The organism is Aeromonas sp. R7-1, from assembly GCF_040908115.1.
GTDB classification, from domain to species: domain Bacteria; phylum Pseudomonadota; class Gammaproteobacteria; order Enterobacterales; family Aeromonadaceae; genus Aeromonas; species Aeromonas caviae.
In genome coordinates this window covers 1-16601 of sequence record NZ_JBFODD010000042.1, presented here as the reverse complement: position 1 = coordinate 16601, position 16601 = coordinate 1, and the positions used below count along the sequence as shown (strand labels likewise).

Below are 16601 nucleotides of genomic sequence, written 5' to 3'. Positions count from 1 at the left end.
GTCATGCCACCATAAAAACAGGCCATCACATGATGGCCTGTTGTTTATCTGACCCGTGGCAGGGGAAGATCAGAAATGGCGGTCCTGCTCGGTGGGCTTGGCACCCTTCTCTTCGCTGTGCTCGATGGCGGTGCGGATAAGGTCGACGCCGGCCCGGATGATCAGCACCCCCATGTTGACCAGCTTGACGCAGACCCACATGAAGGTGATGAGCAGGATCAGCTTGAGCACCGTCTGGAAGGCCTCCAGGAAGTTCTGCTCCAGCTGGGCGGTTAGCCCGTTGGCGCTGCTCATCAGCCAGGTGTACACCTCGCGCACGAAGGGGATCCGGCTCGGCATCTCCAGCACGTCCAGCGCCGCAGGCAGGGCCTGGAAGATGACGATGCTGCCAAACAGTATCAGGATGACGCCGATGGCAATCCCCAGAAAGAAACCGAACTGTCGCATGAAGAGCCCCACAATGTAGTGAATGAGAAGAACAATAGCCGCCAATACTAGGGACTGCCCGCGCAGACGGCAATCCTTGCGTCCCCCACAGGGTCGGTGCCCCCTGCAAGCCATTGCCCGGCCGTCTGATTTCTGTGACCCTTGTCCCCACTCCTTGCCCCTGGGTGTCATCATGTTTCGAGTCGTCTTCTGCCTGCTGCTGTTGCTGGGCGGTGCCCTGCCCGCCTCCCGCGCCGAATCCCCTCCCTCTGCGGCCGCCTGCGTGATCCGCCACCAGCAAGGGATCCTGCTGGTGCAGGACAGGCTCTCCTCGCGCTACAGCCTGAGCGGCGGTTACATCGACAGGGGGGAGACTCAGGAGCAGGCGGCCCTGCGCGAGCTGTTCGAGGAGACCGGCCTCCAGGGTCGCGTCACCGACGAGCTGGGGCGCTGGCAACGGGCCAGGGTGTTCGCCTGCCAGACCCTGGAGCCCCTGCGGGTCCAGCGGGGGACGGGGTTTGTCTCCCTGCTCCAGGCCCCGGATCTCGGTGGCGAGATCCTGAACGCCAGGCTGATCGCGGCCGCCGACCTGCCCCCTGACCAGCGTCGCTTCCCGGCGCAGCTCGACTGGATAGCCCCGAGGCTGGCCGAGGTGCCCGAAAGCCAGGTGCTGTGGGTGACGGATTTCAGCGACGCGGCCAGTGCGCTGCACCGCGCCGAGTTGCCGCTGATCCAGCGCCTGCAACAATGGCTAGGGCCGGATGCGCTCTGGCCAAGGGCGGGCAATCTGCTGGGCTCGGCCCCCTTCCAGCTGGCGCTGCTGCCCTTGCTGCTGCCCCTGCTCGGCTGGTCCAGGCTGCGCCACCTGCTGTTTGCCATGGTGCTGCTCACTCTGGTGGTGAACCTGCTCAAGGCGGGCATCGGCTGGCCCAGACCCTTCCACCTGCAACCCGAGCTGGCCCGCCAGAGTGCCCAGGGTTTCGGCATGCCGAGCGGCCACGCCGCCTCGACCCTGCTCTACTGGGGCCTGCTGCTTGGCTGGCTGCCGGCGCTGCGGGTTTGGCAGGGGGCCTTGCTGGCCCTGTTGCTGGCCGGCGTGGCCGGGCTGGCCCGAGTCTGGCTGGGGGTCCACTTCCTCTCGGATGTGGTGGCCGGCCTTGCCCTGGGGGCCCTGCTGCTGGCACTGCGCGCCCCGCTGGCGAAGCTGGCGGCACGCCCGCTCCCCTGGGCCGGGCTGCTCATCGCCAGCGCCCTCTCGGCCTGGCTCACCCAGTCCACCGCCCTGGCCGGGCTTGCCATGTTCACCCTGGGGCTGGTATCGGGTAATCTGCTATCACTCGAACGGAGCCCCACCCCCGCCCTGCCCGCCGCGCTGCTGACCCTGGCAGGGGGACTGGTCGTGGCAGGGCTCCTGTTCCTGGTGCCCGCGCTCACCAGCAGCTCTCTGCTGATCCTCGCGGGACAAGGGTGGCTCTTTGGCTGCCTGGGGTTCTGGCTCAGCGCCGGGCTCTGGTGGTCGTTGTCCGCTATCCGTCACGGTGCCCGAACCGGGCGCTCAACCCCTCGTTAAGGGAATGCCATGAATATGAAAAAAGTGGATTTGGCCAAGATCACCCTGGGCTTGCTGTTCCTCAGCCTGCTCATCATCTCGTGCTTCATGGTCTTGCGCCCCTTCCTGCCCGCCCTGGTGTGGTCGACCATGATCACCATCGCCACCTGGCCCCTGATGCAGATGGCCCAGCGCCTGCTGTGGGGCAAGCGCACCCTGGCGGCGTTGCTGATGACCAGCATCTTGCTGCTCATCTTCGTCATTCCCCTCTTCATGACGCTGGCCAACGTGGCGGAGAAGGCCCCCATGCTCATCGAGCTGGGCACCGAGCTCAGCCAATCCCCGCCCCCCGAGCTGCTCTGGTTGCAGCAAGTGCCCCTGGTGGGCGACAAGCTCTATGAGTTCTGGCAGCAGATCCTCGCGAGCGGCGGCCAGGTGCTGTTCACCAAGCTGGCCCCCTACTTCGGCCAGACCGCCCGCTGGCTGGCGGCCCAGGCGGGCAACCTCGGCCTGCTGTTCGTCCACTTCCTGCTGACCGTGGCCATCTGCGGCCTGCTCTACCACTCGGGAGAGAAGGCGGCAGAAGGCATTCGCCGCTTCGCCCACCGTCTGGCGGGCCAGCGCGGTGACAATGCGGTGGTGCTCGCCTCCCAGGCCATCCGTGCCGTCGCCATGGGGGTGGTGGTGACCGCCCTGGTGCAATCCTCGGTGGCGGGCCTGGGCCTGCTCATCGCCGGCATTCCCTATGTCATGGTGCTGGTGGTGCTGATGTTCCTGCTGATCGTCGCCCAGATAGGCCCCTTCCCGGTGCTGCTGGCCAGCGTCGGCTACCTCTACTGGAGCGGGGACACCACCTGGGGCACCTTCCTGCTGGTCTGGTCCCTGCTGGCGGGCACCATGGACAACTTCCTGCGCCCCTTCCTCATCAAGCGCGGGGCCGACCTCCCCCTCATCCTCATTCTGGTGGGGGTCATCGGCGGCTTGCTGGCCATGGGGATCATCGGTCTCTTCATCGGCCCCGTGGTGCTGGCGGTGGGCTACACCCTGCTGGATGCCTGGATCAAGGAAGATGACCAGCCGGCGAGCGCTCTGGTGGAGCCGCCCAAGGCGCCGTGACGATTCATTCATCCCCGATGCAAAGAGCCGCCCCAGGGCGGCTCTTTTGTTTATTACCGTCCCATGCAGGTTCGATTAGCGAAGCATAATCGGACGATCGAGATGCCGCTGTCCGGTGTGTCCATGAATCAGCGGCATCTGCAGCAGGGAAATATGGATGGCTGTTATAGCGGGAGAATTGATTTACGCGAACGTCCGATTACACCTTACGGCTAATCGAACCGACGGCTGGTCGCGGCTTTTAGAACCAAAGTTCGAACCGTAACGCCAAAACACGAACCAGGGTTCGAATCACTCCTTCCCCTCCCCTGTTCCCTGCCGAAGGCGCCCGCCACAATGCCTGCACCATTGGAGGAGAACACAAGATGAACGAACTGAGAGCAACACGGGCCCTCATCAGCGGCGGCGCCAGCGGCATTGGACTGGCCATCGCCGAGGCCCTGGCCAGCCAGGGGGTGGAACTGATCCTGGCTTCCCGCCGCCTGGGGCTGCTGGAGCAGGAAGCGGCCAGACTGGAGGCACGATACGGGGTGCGAGTCATGGCACTGGCGCTGGATGTGTGCGACGGCGATCAGGTGCGGGACGGCCATGCCCGGATCCGGGAGCGGCTCGGCCCCGTCGATCTGCTCATCAACAACAGCGGGGTCGGCAGCGACCACCTGGTGCAGGATCTGCCGGAATCGGAGTGGGACAGGGTGATGGATACCTGTGCCAAGGGCACCTTCCTGCTGACCCGGGCCTGCCTGCCGGACATGCTGGCAAACCGCCACGGCACCGTCATCAACATCGCCTCCCAGGCCGCCAGGCACGGCTATGCCAGGGCCAGCGTCTACTGCGCCGCCAAGTTTGCGGTCCTGGGGTTCGCCCGGGCACTGCGGGAAGAGGTGCAGCACCAGGGCATCCGGGTCCACACCCTCTGTCCCGGGCTGGTGCAGGTGCCGCCCCCGGCCTGCGCCGCCGATCGCAAGCCCGGCTGGCTGCAGGTGGAGGATCTGGCCGAGGCCGTGCTCTACACCCTGCGCCAACCCCCTCACGTCCAGCTCGACGAGATCGGCATGACGGGGATCTGAGCGAGGCGCCATGGAACGCCAGCAAGGACAAGGGGCGCCGAGGCGCCCCTTGTCCTGCGTCACACCGTCAGAGGCGGCCTGCGCGTAAGTTCAGGCAGGTTGATGGAGGGTGATGCAGTGGATGCCGCCGCCCCCGGCCGCCACCGGGTCTATGTCTATCTGCACTATCTTGCGCCCCGGATAGAGGCTGGCCAGCAGATCCCGGCAATGGCGGTCGGCCCTGGCATCCCCGAACTGGGGAGCGATGACGGCGCCGTTGATGGGCAGGTAGTTGATGTAACCGGCGGCAAAGTCCGGGCTGCGGCTGAACTTGTTGTCCCGCCCGCCCAGGGGCGGCGGCAGCTGATGCAGCTCCAGCTTGTTGCCGTCGGCGTCCGTCGCCTGCTGCAGGATGGCGAGGTGCTGGCGGGTCACCTTGTAGTCGTAGGAGTCGGGATCGTTGTCCATGTTGATCACCACCACCCCGGGGCGCACGAAGCGGGCGTAGAAGTCCACGTGGGCATCCGTGATGTCCTTGCCCTTGATCCCCGGCAGCCAGATGATCTTGCGCAGCCCCAGGTTGGCCTTGAGCTCCGCCTCCACCTGCGCCTTGGTGAGGCCGGGGTTGCGGTTGCTGTTGATCCAGCTGCTCTCGGTCATGATGGCGGTGCCGTTGCCATCCACCTCGATGCCGCCCCCCTCACCGATGAGCTCGCTCTGCAGGTAATAGGCATCGGTCTGCCGGCCCACCAGGGCGGCGACCCTGGCGTCATGGCTGTGCTCCTGCTTGTCACCCCAGCCGTTGAAGTTGAAGTCCACCAGCCCGAGCCCTCCCTGCTCGTCCTGCACGAAGACGCCGCCGGTATCCCGCAGCCAGATGTCATCCATCTCGGCGTGGACGAAGTGGGTGTTGCGCTCGCCGCACAACTGGCGCGCCAGCGCCTCGTCATCCTCGTGGCAGAGCACGTTGACCCGGGTGTAGGGCACCATGGCCTGCACCAGCCGCCCTATGGTGGCCTGCACCTCCTTGTAGTGGCGACCCCAGATCTCGCTGGTGGCCCCGAAGGCCACCCACACCAGGGCCTGGGGGGAGGACTCCTCCGGCATGTGGTAGCGAGCGGCGGCGCCGGGTTCGCCGGCGGCGAAGGCCGCGCGGGCACCGGGCAGGCTGCCAAACCCGGCAATGGCGCCAAGGGCAACCAGCTGTTTCAATACGTGGCGTCGGGAAAACATCGTTCTACTCCTGGGTTCAGAGGCTGCTCTTGAAGCGAGTCCAGGCTCGCATGCGGGCACGCATCTGGGATTGTGCTATATCCTGACCCGGAATGAGCCGCTGGTAGCTGGCCTCGTCCAGGTAGATATCCGGGTTGGCCGTCATGGTGGCATCCACCATGGGTCTGGCCTTGGCACTGGCAGTCGGATAACCGGTGCTGTTGGTGATGGCTGCCATGTTGGCCGGGCGCATCACGAAGTTGATAAAGGCATAGGCATAGTCAGGATGGGGGGCATCCGCCGGGATCGCCATGGTGTCCATCCAGATGGTGCTCCCCTCCTTCGGCAATCGGTATTCGAAGTCGACCCGCTTGCCCGCCTCGGCGGCGGCGCGCCTGGCCTGGGTCATGTCGCCGCTGTAGCCCAGGGAGAGGCAGAGATCCCCGTTCACCAGCTGAGTCACCGGCTGGGACTGGAACTTGCGGATATAGGGCTTGATCCCCTTGAGCAGGGCCAGGGCCGCCTCCAGATCGTCCGCCTTGCCGCTGCGGGGATCCCGCCCAAGATAGTGCAGCACCACCGCCAGCACCTCGTCCGGGGAGTCGATGACCGAGATGCCGCAATCTGCAAATTTCGCCGCCAGCTCGGGCTTGAACAGCATGTCCAGGCTGCTGACCGGGGCATCCGGCATCCTCTGCCGGATGGCGTCCGCGTTGTAGGTGAGCCCTATGGTGCCCCAGGTGTAGGGCACCACAGCCTCCTTCGCATGGGGGTAGGCCTGCTGCAACCGCGCCAGGCCGGGGTCTATGTCCCCCAGGTGTTGCAGCTTGCCCTTGTCGAGGGGCTGCAGGCTGCCCGCCCGCATCAGCCGCTCCGCCACCGTGTCCCCCGGGAAGATGAGGTCATACCCGCTGCGACCCGCCATCAGCTTGGCCTCCAGGGTCTCGCTGCTGTCCATCACGTCGTAGATGACCCGGATCCCGGTCTCCCGGGTGAATTCGCTCAGGGTATCGGGGGCGAAATAATCGGACCAGTTGTAGAGGCGCAGCACCTTCTCCTCTGTCGCCTCCCCCGCCCCTTCTGCGGCCTGGGCCCCCAGACCCAGCAGCAGGGCCAGTGCCGTGGCTATCTTGGTCAAGGCGCTCATGATGGACGCCCTCCCCGATGGCTGCGTCCGTCCAGGCTCAGCAAGGCGCCATACATCTCGGGGCGACGATCCCGGTAGATGCCCCAGGTCAGCCGCTCCTCGGCCATGGCGGCGAGATCCAGCTCCCGCACCAGCACGCCCGGGGTATCCCTGTCCGCCTCGGCCAGCAGGGCCCCCTTGTGATCCGTGATGAAGGAGGAGCCATAGAAGCGCATCTGCAACTCGGGATCCCGGGTCGCCACCTCGTGGCCCACCCGGTTGGCGGCGATCACCGGCATGATGTTGGCGGCGGCATGGCCGCGCTGGGTCAGCTGCCAGTGATCCCGCGAATCGAGCCCCTCTGCCCCCGGCTCCGAGCCGATGGCGGTGGGATAGAGCAGCAGCTCGGCCCCCTGCAGCGCCATGGCGCGGGCCGCCTCCGGGAACCACTGATCCCAGCAGATGCCGACCCCGATGCGGCCAGCGGCCGTGTCCCAGACCCGAAACCCCGTGTCCCCCGGGCTGAAATACTCCTTCTCCTGATAGCCGATGGCGTTCGGGATATGGGTCTTGCGATAGACCCCGAGCAGCCGGCCATCCTCATCGGCCACCGCCAGGGAGTTGAAGTAGGCATTGCCCGCGCGCTCGAACCAGCTGATGGGCAGCACCACCCCCAGCTCCCGCGCCAGGGCCGAGAAGCGGCGCAACACCCGGCTCTGCTCGAACGACTCCGCCAGCGCCAGATGGCCGTGGTATTGCTCGATGCAGAAATAGGGGGTGGCGAAGAGCTCCTGCAACAGCACCAGGTTGGCCCCCCTGGCGGCGGCTTCCCGTACCAGGCTCTCCGCTGTGTCCAGATTGCGCTCCAGCTCCCAGCTGCAAGCGAATTGTGTGGTGGCGACAACGATCTTGCTCATCCGGATACCCTCCCTGACACGCGTTCCCCTTGACAGGCAAACTGCATGGTTGCGACGACCTTGTTCATGAATCTCTCCTCCCTGATCCCGTCATGAGGCCTCGCAGACGCCTGACGAGGCCGCTCCAAACGCTTACCCCTGCACCGGCCAGGCCGGCTGCTGCTGGGTGATGCAGTGAATGCCGCCCCCGCCGTGGGCCAACTGGTTGATGCGCACCGGCACCAGCTGCCTGTTCGGGAAGGCGCGCCTCAGCACTTCCCCAGCCGCCTCGTCCGCGCCTACGCCGTAGGCGGGCATGATGATGGCGCCGTTGGCGAGGTAGAAGTTGGTGTAGGAGGCGCAGAACACCTCCGCCTCGGCATCCACCGCCTCGCTCGCCTCGAACAGCTCGAGGCACTCGAAGGAGCGACCTCTCGCATCGGTGGCCAGGGCCAGGGCTCGGCGGTTCTCCCGCACCACGCGGCCATAGGTGGAGTGCCCGTCCAGGGTGGCATCCACCAGCAGGTGGCCGGGGCGGCTGAAGGCGCAGACCCCGTCCACATGACCGTCCGTCATGTCACCGGTGACGTGGTCCGGATCCCCCGGCAGCCAGATAGTCTTCTCGATGCCGAGCAGGCGGCTGAAGATCCGTTCGATCTCCACTTTGGTCATGCCGGGATTGCGGTTGCTGTTGAGCAGCACCGACTCCGTGGTGATCAGGGTGCCCTCCCCATCCACATGGATGGCGCCCCCTTCGTTGGCGAGGAAGCTGCCGATGCACTCCAGCTCCAGGCTGTTGAGCACGCGTCGCGCCAGCCCCTCGTCCAGACCGTGGGCCGACTTGCCGCCCCAGGCGTTGAAACGCCAGCTGATCCCGGCGGTGCCAAACTCGGGATGGCAGATGAAGGTGGGGCCGGAGTCACGGCACCAGCTGTCATCCACCGGCAGGGGAATGAAGCGCACCCCGTCGCCGCACAGGGCGCGAGCCTCCGCCTGTGCGGCGGGATCCACCACCAGGTTCACCGGTTCGAAGCGGGCGATGGCATTGACCACCCGGGCGAAGTCCTGCTGCACCTGGGGCAGGGTTACGCCCCAGCCGTTTTCCCACAGCGCCTTGTTGTGCGGCCAGACCATCCAGGTCGCCGCGTGCCGGCACCACTCCGCTGGCATGAACCAGCCCACAGCCCTCATTCCCTGCTCGCACATCTCAGCCTCTCTGATTAGGTACTATTAAGGTTATTGACGATGGGAATAGACTATTCTCCCCGTTGATGGGTAACAAACGATCGATTTTCGATAAAAGTGATAAGCGGAGCTAATCAATGATGTTCAAACACTGGCCCCCTCTCAACGTGCTGCGCGGCTTCGAGGCGGCGGCCAGGCTCGGCAGCTTTCATCAGGCGGCCCAGGAGCTGCACCTCACCCAGTCTGCCATCAGTCAGCAGATCCGCTCGCTGGAGGAGCTGCTTGGCCAGCCTCTGTTTCACCGCCAGGGACGTTCCGTCGCCCTGACCGACGCGGGCCAGGATCTGCTGGAGACGACCCAGCAGGTGCTGCTGCAACTGGCGGTGGGAATACAGCGCCTCGAGCAGTACCGCAAGCCGAACCAGCTGGTGCTCAACACCAGCACCACCATCGCCCGCCTCTGGCTGCTGCCCCGGCTGGCCGACCTTCACCGCCAGCATCCGGGCATCGATCTCTGGCTATTCACCAGCGACGACACGCCGAACATGGCCGAGCAGACCATCGACATTTCGCTGCGCTGGGGGCTGGCTCCCCAGGCGGAATGTCGCCATCAGCCGCTGCTGGCGGATCGGCTGCTGCCGGTGGCGAGCCCGGCCGTGCTGTCACAGCCCGCGCAGGAGCGCACCACCCTGCACGGGGAGCGGGAGATGGACTGGCACCACTGGACCCTCAAGGGCGGCGACGATCTGCACCTGCAGACCCAGGGGCTCAACTTCTCCGATCCCGGCTTGTTGCAGGATGCGGCCAGCGCCGGGCTCGGGGTGGCGCTGGCGAGCGAGCTGCTCTCTCGCGACGCACGCCGACAGGGGTGGCTGCTGCCCCTCTCGTCCCACCGGGTGGCCGGGCCGAACTGGAACATGCTGATCCATCAGGAGAGCGAAGGCAGCCCCCAGTGCCGGGCGGTGAGCCAATGGCTCCAGCAGCAGTTTGCCGCAGAGGCTGCCACCCGGGGCAAGGACGCGACACTCTGAGAGCGGTCACTGAATCGGGGCGGCAAGGGTGATTAAATGGCCCCTTCCCTTTTGCCGGATATCGCCGTGACCATGCCATCCGTCCCCCAGCCCCTCTCGTCCTGGCCCGAGCACCTGCAGGCCTCCTGGCTGCGCTGTGCCCACCAGACCAGCGCGTCCCTCTGGCATCCTCCCCACTGCGCCAGAGGGCAGACCCTGGAGAGCCTGCGCCAGCGCAAACGGGACCTGCTCACCACCGGCGAGATGGCGCTGGAGGATCTCTACGAGTTCATGGAGGGGCGCCCCTGCGCCCTGCTGCTCACCGACGAGAGCGGTTGCCTGCTGGCCCGGACCGGCCACCCCGATACCCTGCAGGCGCTGGCGGCACTCGGTTTTGGCCCAGGCGCGTTTTTCAGCGAGGGACGCATCGGCACCAATGCCGTCAACCTGGCGGCCCTGGAGGGGGTGCCGCTCTGCGTCAGCGGCCCCCAGCACTTCAACCAGCGTCTCCACCCCTGGCACTGCTGTGCCAGCCCTGTCTACAACAGCACCGGTCGCCAGGTGGCGATCGTGGCCCTGATCTGCCGGGTGGAAGAGGCCGCGCCGGGGGATCTCGCGCTCACCGTCAGCGCCGGCCGTGAGCTGGCCAATCTGCTGCAGATGGAGCGCCTGATGCAGGAGTCCCAGCACCATTTGAGCGAGCTCTATGCCCTGTTGGATGGCATGGAAGACGGCGTGCTGGCCTGGGATCCCCAGGGGCGGCTGCGCTACCTCAACGCCCTGGCGGCCAGTCGGCTGCAACTCGACCCGGCTGTCTGCCTGGGCCAGCCCCTCGATCACCATCTGCTGATGCCCCAGCGCCTGCGTCTGGCCATCGCGGAGATGACCCCCCTGAGCCATGTGGAGGTGACGCTGGAGCGGCGGGAGACCCGGGGCGAGGCCTTCATCGACGCCCTGGTGAGCCTCAAGCCCCTGCCGGGGCCGGACGGGGTTAGCTTCATCGTCCTGCTCCATCCCACCGATCGGCTGCGCGCCATTCATCAATTGCGCCAGACGGTGCCCGAGCTCTCCGCCCTGGTGGGGGAGTCGAGCGCCATGCGCAAACTGCTGCGCCACGCCCGCCAGGCGGCCAGGGGACAGGGCCCCGTCCTGCTGCGGGGGGAGGAGGAGGTGGGCAAGGCCCAGCTGGCGGAGGCCATCCACTTTGGCAGCGAGCGAGCCGCCGGTCCCCTGGTCATCTTCAACTGCCAGGCATGGCCGAGGGAGCGGATGGCGCTAGAACTCATGGGGTCCGACGAGGCGGGGCAGGAGCGGGCAGGCAAGTTCGAGCTGGCTCACGGTGGCACGCTAGTGCTGGAGCAGGTGGAGTGCCTGCCCGCCCCCATGCAGGCCGCCCTGCTGCAACTGCTCAAGACGGGGCGCATCCAGCGCTTCGACTCCGCCCGCATCCTGCCCCTCAGGGTGAGGATCATCGCGACCAGCAGCGCCCCGCTGGAGCAGCGGGTGCAGGAGGGGGAATTCGGGCGCCAGCTGCTCTATGCGCTGCAAGGGTGCGAACTCTGGCTGCCGAGCCTGCGGGAGCGCAGCGCCGATCTGCCTGGCCTCATCCGCCAGCACCTGACGGTGCAGGGGGGCGAATCGGGGCGCCAGTTCACCCCTGACGCCCTCGACTGCCTGCTGGCCTACCCCTGGCCCGGCAACCTGGGGGAGCTGCGCAGCGCCATTGAGTACGCCCTGCTGCATTGCAGTGAGGCACAGATCCCGCCCCGGGCGCTCCCGGCCGCCATCCGCCAGGGTCATTGCCTGCTGGCGGACGAGGTGGTGGGACAGCCGCTGCTCACCCTGGCGGAGCTGGAGCATCAGGCAATCCTGCGGGCCGCCCGTGCCAGCAAGGGCCAGGTCAGCCAGATGGCGCGCCAGCTCGGGATCAGCCGCACCACCCTCTGGCGGCGGCTCAAACTGCTCGACATCGATCCCGCCGACTACCACCACTGACCAGAACGCCCCTCAAAAAAAGCGGGCCCCGTCGTGACGGGGCCCGGATGGGGGAATGTTTCAGTCGCCGAAGCGAGCCTGCGCCAGTTGCTGGAAGCAGCTCAGCGCCGCCCCGGCATCCTCACCTCGCGCCAGCAGGATGAGCCTGTCCCCCTGGCGCACATCGAGCATGGCGAGCCGGCTCAGGCTGCGGGGATTCGCCTCTTTCTCCCCCTTTTGCAGCCTGAGTTCAGCGGCAAAGGGCTTGAGTGCCGCCACCAGTCGGGCGGCGGGGCGCACATGCAGGCCGTGGGGATTCTCCACCACCACCTCGCAGCGCAGCCAGCCGTCATCGGCAACGGGGGCTGCCTCCGTGGTGACCTGCGCCGCACTGGCAGGCAGCATTCCCTGTTTCGGGCCCAGGGCGCCAAGCGCCTCGGCGGCTACCTCGTCCAGCGTCAGGCCTGCGCCAGCGGCCACCACGGCGGCCAGAGTGCCCTCGACCAGCGGGGCGGGGCTGAGCCGCACCCGGGCGCTCAGCTCGGGGGGCAGCAGCTCGAGGGCGGTCTCGGCGCTCAGGAGGGCGCTGCCCAAGTCCATCAGCACCAGCACCCCGCTGCCGTCGTCCGCCTCTTCCATCGCACTCATCACGGCGATGGCGTCGGTGCCGATGGGATGGGCGGGGTCATCGACCCCGGCCGCCAGCAACAGCTTCGCCGGGCTGCCCAGCTGATCGGCCAGGGCTTTCAAACCGGCCGCAAGCATGGCGCTGTGAGAGACCACTACGATGCCGATCATGTCACAACCTCGCTCTGTCACGCAGGGCGGTCAGCAGCAGCAGGGTCGAGGTGGCCCCCGCATCCTGATGGCCGATGCTGCGCTCACCAAGATAGCTGGCGCGCCCCTTGCGGGCCTGCATCTGGATGGTGGCCTCGGTGCCGGCTGCGGCGGCAGCCACCGCCTTGTCCAGCGCCTCGGGGAGCGGCAGGCCCTGTTGTTCAGCCTGCTGCAGGGCGGCCAGAGCGGGCCACCAGGCGTCGCACATGGTCTTGTCACCCGGCTCGGCACGGCCGCGGGAGATGATCCCCTCCACCCCGTCGCTCAGCATCTTGCCGAGCTGGCCGAGGGTCAGGCTCTGGCAGGCATCGCTGCTGGCCGCCGCCCGGATGAAGAAGGTGCCGTAGAGGGGGCCGCTGGCGCCGCCGACCGAGGAGAGCAATGTCATGCCGGTGGTTTTGAGCACCTGGCCGATGTCTTTGTCCGCCACTGCGGGCAGCTTCTCCGCCACCTTGGCAAAGCCGCGCTGCATGTTGAGGCCGTGGTCGCCGTCGCCGATGTCGGTATCCAGCGCCGTGAGGTAGTCACGCTGCTCGGTGAAGATATGCTCGCAGTCGAGCAGCCAGTTGACGATCTGATGCTTGCTTAACATGAATATTCCTCAGCAGCCGCGACGCAGGGCGGGGGTGTGAACGGGGGCATCCCACAGGGTCATCAGCTCGTCATCCACCTTGAGCAGGGTGATGGAGATGCCGGTCATGTCGAGAGAGGTGCAATAGGGGCCGATGAGGTTGCGCACCAGATGAATACCCGCCTCTTCGCACAGGGTGGCGAGGCGACCATAGACGCCGTAGAGCTCGGAGATGGGGGTGCCGCCGAGGCTGTTGACCAGGACGATGACCCTGTCACCCCCATTGAGCGGCTCGATAAAGGTGTGCTCCTCCTGCCAGCTGCCGGAGGCACGATCCCAGTGACGCAGGGTGCGGCCATAGGGGCTGTTGTCGGTCAGCTCCTTGAACATGTCGTCCACCAGGGCGTTGAGGTCGGTGAAGGGACGGCGTTCGATGCCCGGCTCGCCGTGAATGCCCACGCCGAACTCCACCTCGTTGTCAGCCAGGGTGAAGGAGGGTTTGCCGGCAGCAGGCACGGTGCAGGCGTGCATGGCCACGCCTATGGTGCGGCTCTGGTTGTTGATGCGACGGGCCAACGCCTCGCAGCGCGCCAGATCGTAGCCCGCCTCGGCGGCGGCACCGACCAGCTTCTCGCACAGCACTGTCGTGGCAACACCACGGCGGCCAGCGGTGTAGAGGCTGTCCTTCACCGCCACGTCGTCATCGATGAGGGCGAAGCCCACCTTGACCCCGTCACCGTGCAGCAGCTCGACCGCGGTCTCGAAGTTGAGCACGTCGCCGGTGTAGTTCTTCACCAGAAACAGCACGCCGGCGCCGCCGTCGACGGCCTGACCGCACTCGTACATCTGATCCGGGGTCGGGGACGTGAAGATCTCGCCGGGGCAGGCACCATCCAGCATTCCTTTGCCCACCAGGCCACCGTGCATGGGCTCGTGGCCGCTGCCGCCGCCGGAGACCAGCGCCACCTTGCCCGTCACGGGGGCGTCGGCGCGGGTGATGTAGTGGGGTTCGATTCGCACCTTGAGCTCGGGGTGGGCGGCGGCCATCCCCATCAGTTGTTCACGGACCACGGCATCGACAGCGTTGATCAGCTTCTTCATGGCTCACTCCTTGGCTTGCCACCACACGGGTGGACAGATGGTTGATGCAGCCAGTCTAGCGAGCCATAGGGGGATAAAAATGACAGGGGTTTCGGTTCGGATCTGAAACAGCAAACAAAGCCTGACGTTTCAATCTGAAACGAGCGGATGGGGAAGATCCGGGAAAGTGTTAGCCGCCTCACAGCCATGAAAAAGGGCCCCGCAGGGCCCTTCTCGATAGTGTGAAGATTAGATGGCCCAGCCACCGGCGTAGAAGATCACCAGGGTCACGGCGATGATGACGGTACCGATGTTGAGCTTCTTCCACTCGGCGGCAAACAGGCGGCCGACCACCAGGGCCACGAAGCCCAGCATGATGCCGGTGACGATGTTGCAGGTGAGCACGATGAAGACGGCGCACAGCATGCCGGAGAGGGCATCGACCGAGTCGTTGAAGTCCAGCTTGGTGACGTTACCCAGCATCAGCAGGCCCACATACATCAGGGCCGGTGCGGTGGCGTAGGCCGGTACCAGATAGCTCAGCGGGGAGAGGAAGATCATCAGCAGGAAGAGCACGCCGACCAGAGTGGCGGTCAGACCTGTCTTGCCGCCGGCAGCGGTCCCTGCGGCAGATTCGATGTAGACGGCTGCCGGAGCACCACCTACCACGCCCGCCACCATACTGCTGACGGAGTCCGCAGTCAGGGCCTTGCCACCGCTGATGATGTGACCACGCTCGTTGATGAGGCCAGCCTGACCGGCCACGGCACGGATGGTGCCGGTGGCGTCAAATACGGCGGTCATCACCAGCGCCAACGCGGTCGGAATCACCACCGGATTGAGGGCGCCCAGCAGATCCATGCTGCCCACCAGGGAGCCATTCTCACCACTCAGGCTCGGCATGGCGAAGAAGCCCTGCCAGGTCACTTTCGGATCGAAGATAAGGCCGAGGATGGAGATGGCGATGATCACCATCAGGATGCCGCCCGGCACCTTGCGGCGCTCCAGGCCGAAGATGGCAGCCAGACCCAGCACCGTCATGATGACCGGGAAGGCAGTGATCTCGCCGAGCTGCACCGGCAGGCCAGCCCCTTCATTCTTGATCACCATGCCGACCCCGTTGGTGGCGATCAGCAGCAGGAACAGGCCGATACCGATGCCGGTACCGTGGGCGATGCCGGAGGGAAGGTTGTCCAGGATCCACTGGCGCACGCCGGTGACACTGATCAGGGTGAACAGCACCCCCATCAGGAAGATGGCGCCCAGCGCGACCGGAATGCTCAGCCCCTGACCCAGCACCAGGCTGAAGGCGGTAAAGGCGGTGAGAGAAATGGCACAACCGATGGCCATCGGCAGCTTGGCCCAGAGCCCCATCAGCAGGGAGCCGAAGGCGGCGATCAGACAGGTGGCCACAAACACCGGGCCCTGCTCAAAGCCGGCTGCGCCCAGCATGTTCGGCACGACGATGATGCTGTAGACCATCGCCAGGAAGGTGGTCAACCCGGCCAGCAGCTCCTGTCGCACCGTGCTGCCACGCTGGCTGATGGAGAAATAGGAATCCAGAAACCCGCCATTGCCGGCGCGGGCCGTCGTTTGTTGCGTTGCCATAGTTCATCCTGAAAGTGTGAAGGAAATCGTTTGCTTGCTGGCGCGCAAAATAGCAAGAATTTGGCGAGATTGCAGCGGATAAGCCCCCATTTCCCCGAAGTTTTTCATAAAAGGGCTCGTTGGAAGCCTCATTTTCCATGAGAGCGGCCCATCCCAAGCTTCTACACTCTTAGCTAGCCACGTTCCCATCTACCGGAGAGAAGCCCATGCACACAGGCAACCTGCTTGGCCAGATCCCCTCCCCCCTGCCCAGTGAAGTGTTCGCGGATCTGGTCAGCACCAACAATGTTCGTATCGAGCGCATTCTCTCCCAGGGACAGCAGACCCCTACCGGAGAGTGGTTCGATCAGGATGAACACGAATGGGTATTGCTGGTGCAGGGAGAGGCCATCCTGGTCTTCATCACACCGGATACCGGGGTACAGGAACGCGTCCATCTGGGGCCGGGGGATTACATCAACATCCCGGCGCACCTTCAGCACAGGGTGGAGTGGACCCATCCGACCGAGACAACCGTCTGGCTCTGCGTCTATTACTAACAAGCTTACGACTCCAGAAGACCATGGTTTCTGCTGTGAAGATCGAAGAGGAGAGCGTGGAAACGAAAAAGCCCAGTCTATCGACTGGGCTTCTTGTTAGTGGCATAACGGACGCAGAGACGGACAAAATCCGGCTCAAGCACAAGGGACAACAGAGCAGGATCGAGTTGCCAGTGGCAAGTCGCAGCCCTAGTGGTTGCCTCTTGTTCCCTGATCTCTTATCCAGACGCCAGAAAGCAAAAAGGCCTTCCCGTCAGGGAAGGCCTTTCAATTTAGTGGCGGAGCGGACGGGACTCGAACCCGCGACCCCCGGCGTGACAGGCCGGTATTCTAACCGACTGAACTACCGCTCCGCATTCGGTTAGCTTTCGCTAAATCATTTGCCGCTTCTTAATGAGGTGTCATCCTCGCAGCCGGTCATGT

Annotated in this window: 15 protein-coding genes and 1 tRNA gene; 6 read left to right on the top strand and 10 right to left on the bottom strand. The window is 65.6% G+C overall.

Features of this window, described 5'->3' with window-relative positions; genetic code table 11:
- Positions 1-69 precede the first annotated feature (69 nt).
- Positions 70-447, bottom strand: a complete 378-nt coding sequence (locus AB5Y51_RS11020) for a hypothetical protein (RefSeq protein ID WP_010675931.1) — start codon at positions 445-447, stop codon at positions 70-72.
- A 172-nt stretch (positions 448-619) separates the two neighbouring features.
- On the opposite strand from AB5Y51_RS11020, the gene AB5Y51_RS11015 reads away from it, so the two are divergent.
- The 3 genes from AB5Y51_RS11015 (at position 620) to AB5Y51_RS11005 (ending at position 4161) form a co-directional block, all read left to right on the top strand.
- Positions 620-1996 carry a bifunctional NUDIX hydrolase/phosphatase PAP2 family protein gene (locus AB5Y51_RS11015; RefSeq protein ID WP_368178437.1) on the top strand — a complete coding sequence of 459 codons (1377 nt, stop codon included), beginning with the start codon at positions 620-622 and terminating at the stop codon, positions 1994-1996.
- A 9-nt stretch (positions 1997-2005) separates the two neighbouring features.
- A complete protein-coding gene (ydiK, locus tag AB5Y51_RS11010) occupies positions 2006-3091 on the top strand; it encodes an AI-2E family transporter YdiK (RefSeq protein WP_029314855.1) in 1086 nt (361 codons plus the stop codon).
- Between the two features lie 365 nt (positions 3092-3456).
- Positions 3457-4161 carry an SDR family oxidoreductase gene (locus tag AB5Y51_RS11005; protein WP_010675934.1) on the top strand — a complete coding sequence of 235 codons (705 nt, stop codon included), beginning with the start codon at positions 3457-3459 and terminating at the stop codon, positions 4159-4161.
- A gap of 90 nt (positions 4162-4251) precedes the next feature.
- Here AB5Y51_RS11005 and AB5Y51_RS11000 read toward each other — a convergent pair whose 3' ends face one another.
- From AB5Y51_RS11000 to AB5Y51_RS10985, 4 genes are all read right to left on the bottom strand, one after another.
- Entirely contained in the window at positions 4252-5373 is a 1122-nt protein-coding gene (locus AB5Y51_RS11000; protein ID WP_182956401.1) for an agmatine/peptidylarginine deiminase, read from the bottom strand.
- A gap of 16 nt (positions 5374-5389) precedes the next feature.
- Positions 5390-6499, bottom strand: a complete 1110-nt coding sequence (locus tag AB5Y51_RS10995; protein WP_042016493.1) for an extracellular solute-binding protein — start codon at positions 6497-6499, stop codon at positions 5390-5392.
- Positions 6496-7395, bottom strand: a complete 900-nt coding sequence (gene aguB, locus AB5Y51_RS10990; protein ID WP_368178436.1) for an N-carbamoylputrescine amidase — start codon at positions 7393-7395, stop codon at positions 6496-6498. The genes AB5Y51_RS10995 and aguB overlap by 4 nt, the downstream gene beginning before the upstream one ends.
- 132 nt (positions 7396-7527) lie before the next feature.
- Positions 7528-8544, bottom strand: a complete 1017-nt coding sequence (locus tag AB5Y51_RS10985) for an agmatine/peptidylarginine deiminase (RefSeq protein ID WP_368178454.1) — start codon at positions 8542-8544, stop codon at positions 7528-7530.
- Positions 8545-8696: 152 nt separating this feature from the next.
- On the opposite strand from AB5Y51_RS10985, the gene AB5Y51_RS10980 reads away from it, so the two are divergent.
- Together AB5Y51_RS10980 and dhaR are read left to right on the top strand one after the other, a co-directional pair.
- The gene (locus AB5Y51_RS10980) at positions 8697-9590 is read left to right on the top strand and encodes a LysR family transcriptional regulator (protein ID WP_368178435.1); all 894 of its coding nucleotides are present in this window, start codon (positions 8697-8699) and stop codon (positions 9588-9590) included.
- Between the two features lie 72 nt (positions 9591-9662).
- Complete coding sequence (gene dhaR / locus AB5Y51_RS10975; protein WP_368178453.1) at positions 9663-11564, top strand: dihydroxyacetone kinase operon transcriptional regulator DhaR; 1902 nt, start codon at positions 9663-9665, stop codon at positions 11562-11564.
- Between the two features lie 60 nt (positions 11565-11624).
- Here the strand turns inward: dhaR and dhaM are convergent, their stop codons facing one another.
- From dhaM to AB5Y51_RS10955, 4 genes are all read right to left on the bottom strand, one after another.
- Positions 11625-12341 carry a dihydroxyacetone kinase phosphoryl donor subunit DhaM gene (gene dhaM, locus AB5Y51_RS10970; protein ID WP_368178434.1) on the bottom strand — a complete coding sequence of 239 codons (717 nt, stop codon included), beginning with the start codon at positions 12339-12341 and terminating at the stop codon, positions 11625-11627.
- 1 nt (position 12342) lies between these two features.
- Entirely contained in the window at positions 12343-12972 is a 630-nt protein-coding gene (gene dhaL, locus AB5Y51_RS10965) for a dihydroxyacetone kinase subunit DhaL (protein ID WP_201895243.1), read from the bottom strand.
- A gap of 9 nt (positions 12973-12981) precedes the next feature.
- Positions 12982-14052: a dihydroxyacetone kinase subunit DhaK gene (gene dhaK, locus AB5Y51_RS10960; protein WP_368178433.1), complete on the bottom strand. Its 1071-nt coding sequence runs from the start codon at positions 14050-14052 to the stop codon at positions 12982-12984.
- A 228-nt stretch (positions 14053-14280) separates the two neighbouring features.
- Positions 14281-15639 carry an NCS2 family permease gene (locus AB5Y51_RS10955; protein WP_368178432.1) on the bottom strand — a complete coding sequence of 453 codons (1359 nt, stop codon included), beginning with the start codon at positions 15637-15639 and terminating at the stop codon, positions 14281-14283.
- 206 nt (positions 15640-15845) lie between these two features.
- Here AB5Y51_RS10955 and AB5Y51_RS10950 point away from each other — a divergent pair, with 206 nt between their 5' ends.
- Positions 15846-16178: a cupin domain-containing protein gene (locus tag AB5Y51_RS10950; protein WP_010675945.1), complete on the top strand. Its 333-nt coding sequence runs from the start codon at positions 15846-15848 to the stop codon at positions 16176-16178.
- A gap of 276 nt (positions 16179-16454) precedes the next feature.
- Here the strand turns inward: AB5Y51_RS10950 and AB5Y51_RS10945 are convergent.
- Positions 16455-16531 (bottom strand) — tRNA-Asp (locus AB5Y51_RS10945).
- Between the last annotated feature and the right edge of the window lie 70 nt (positions 16532-16601).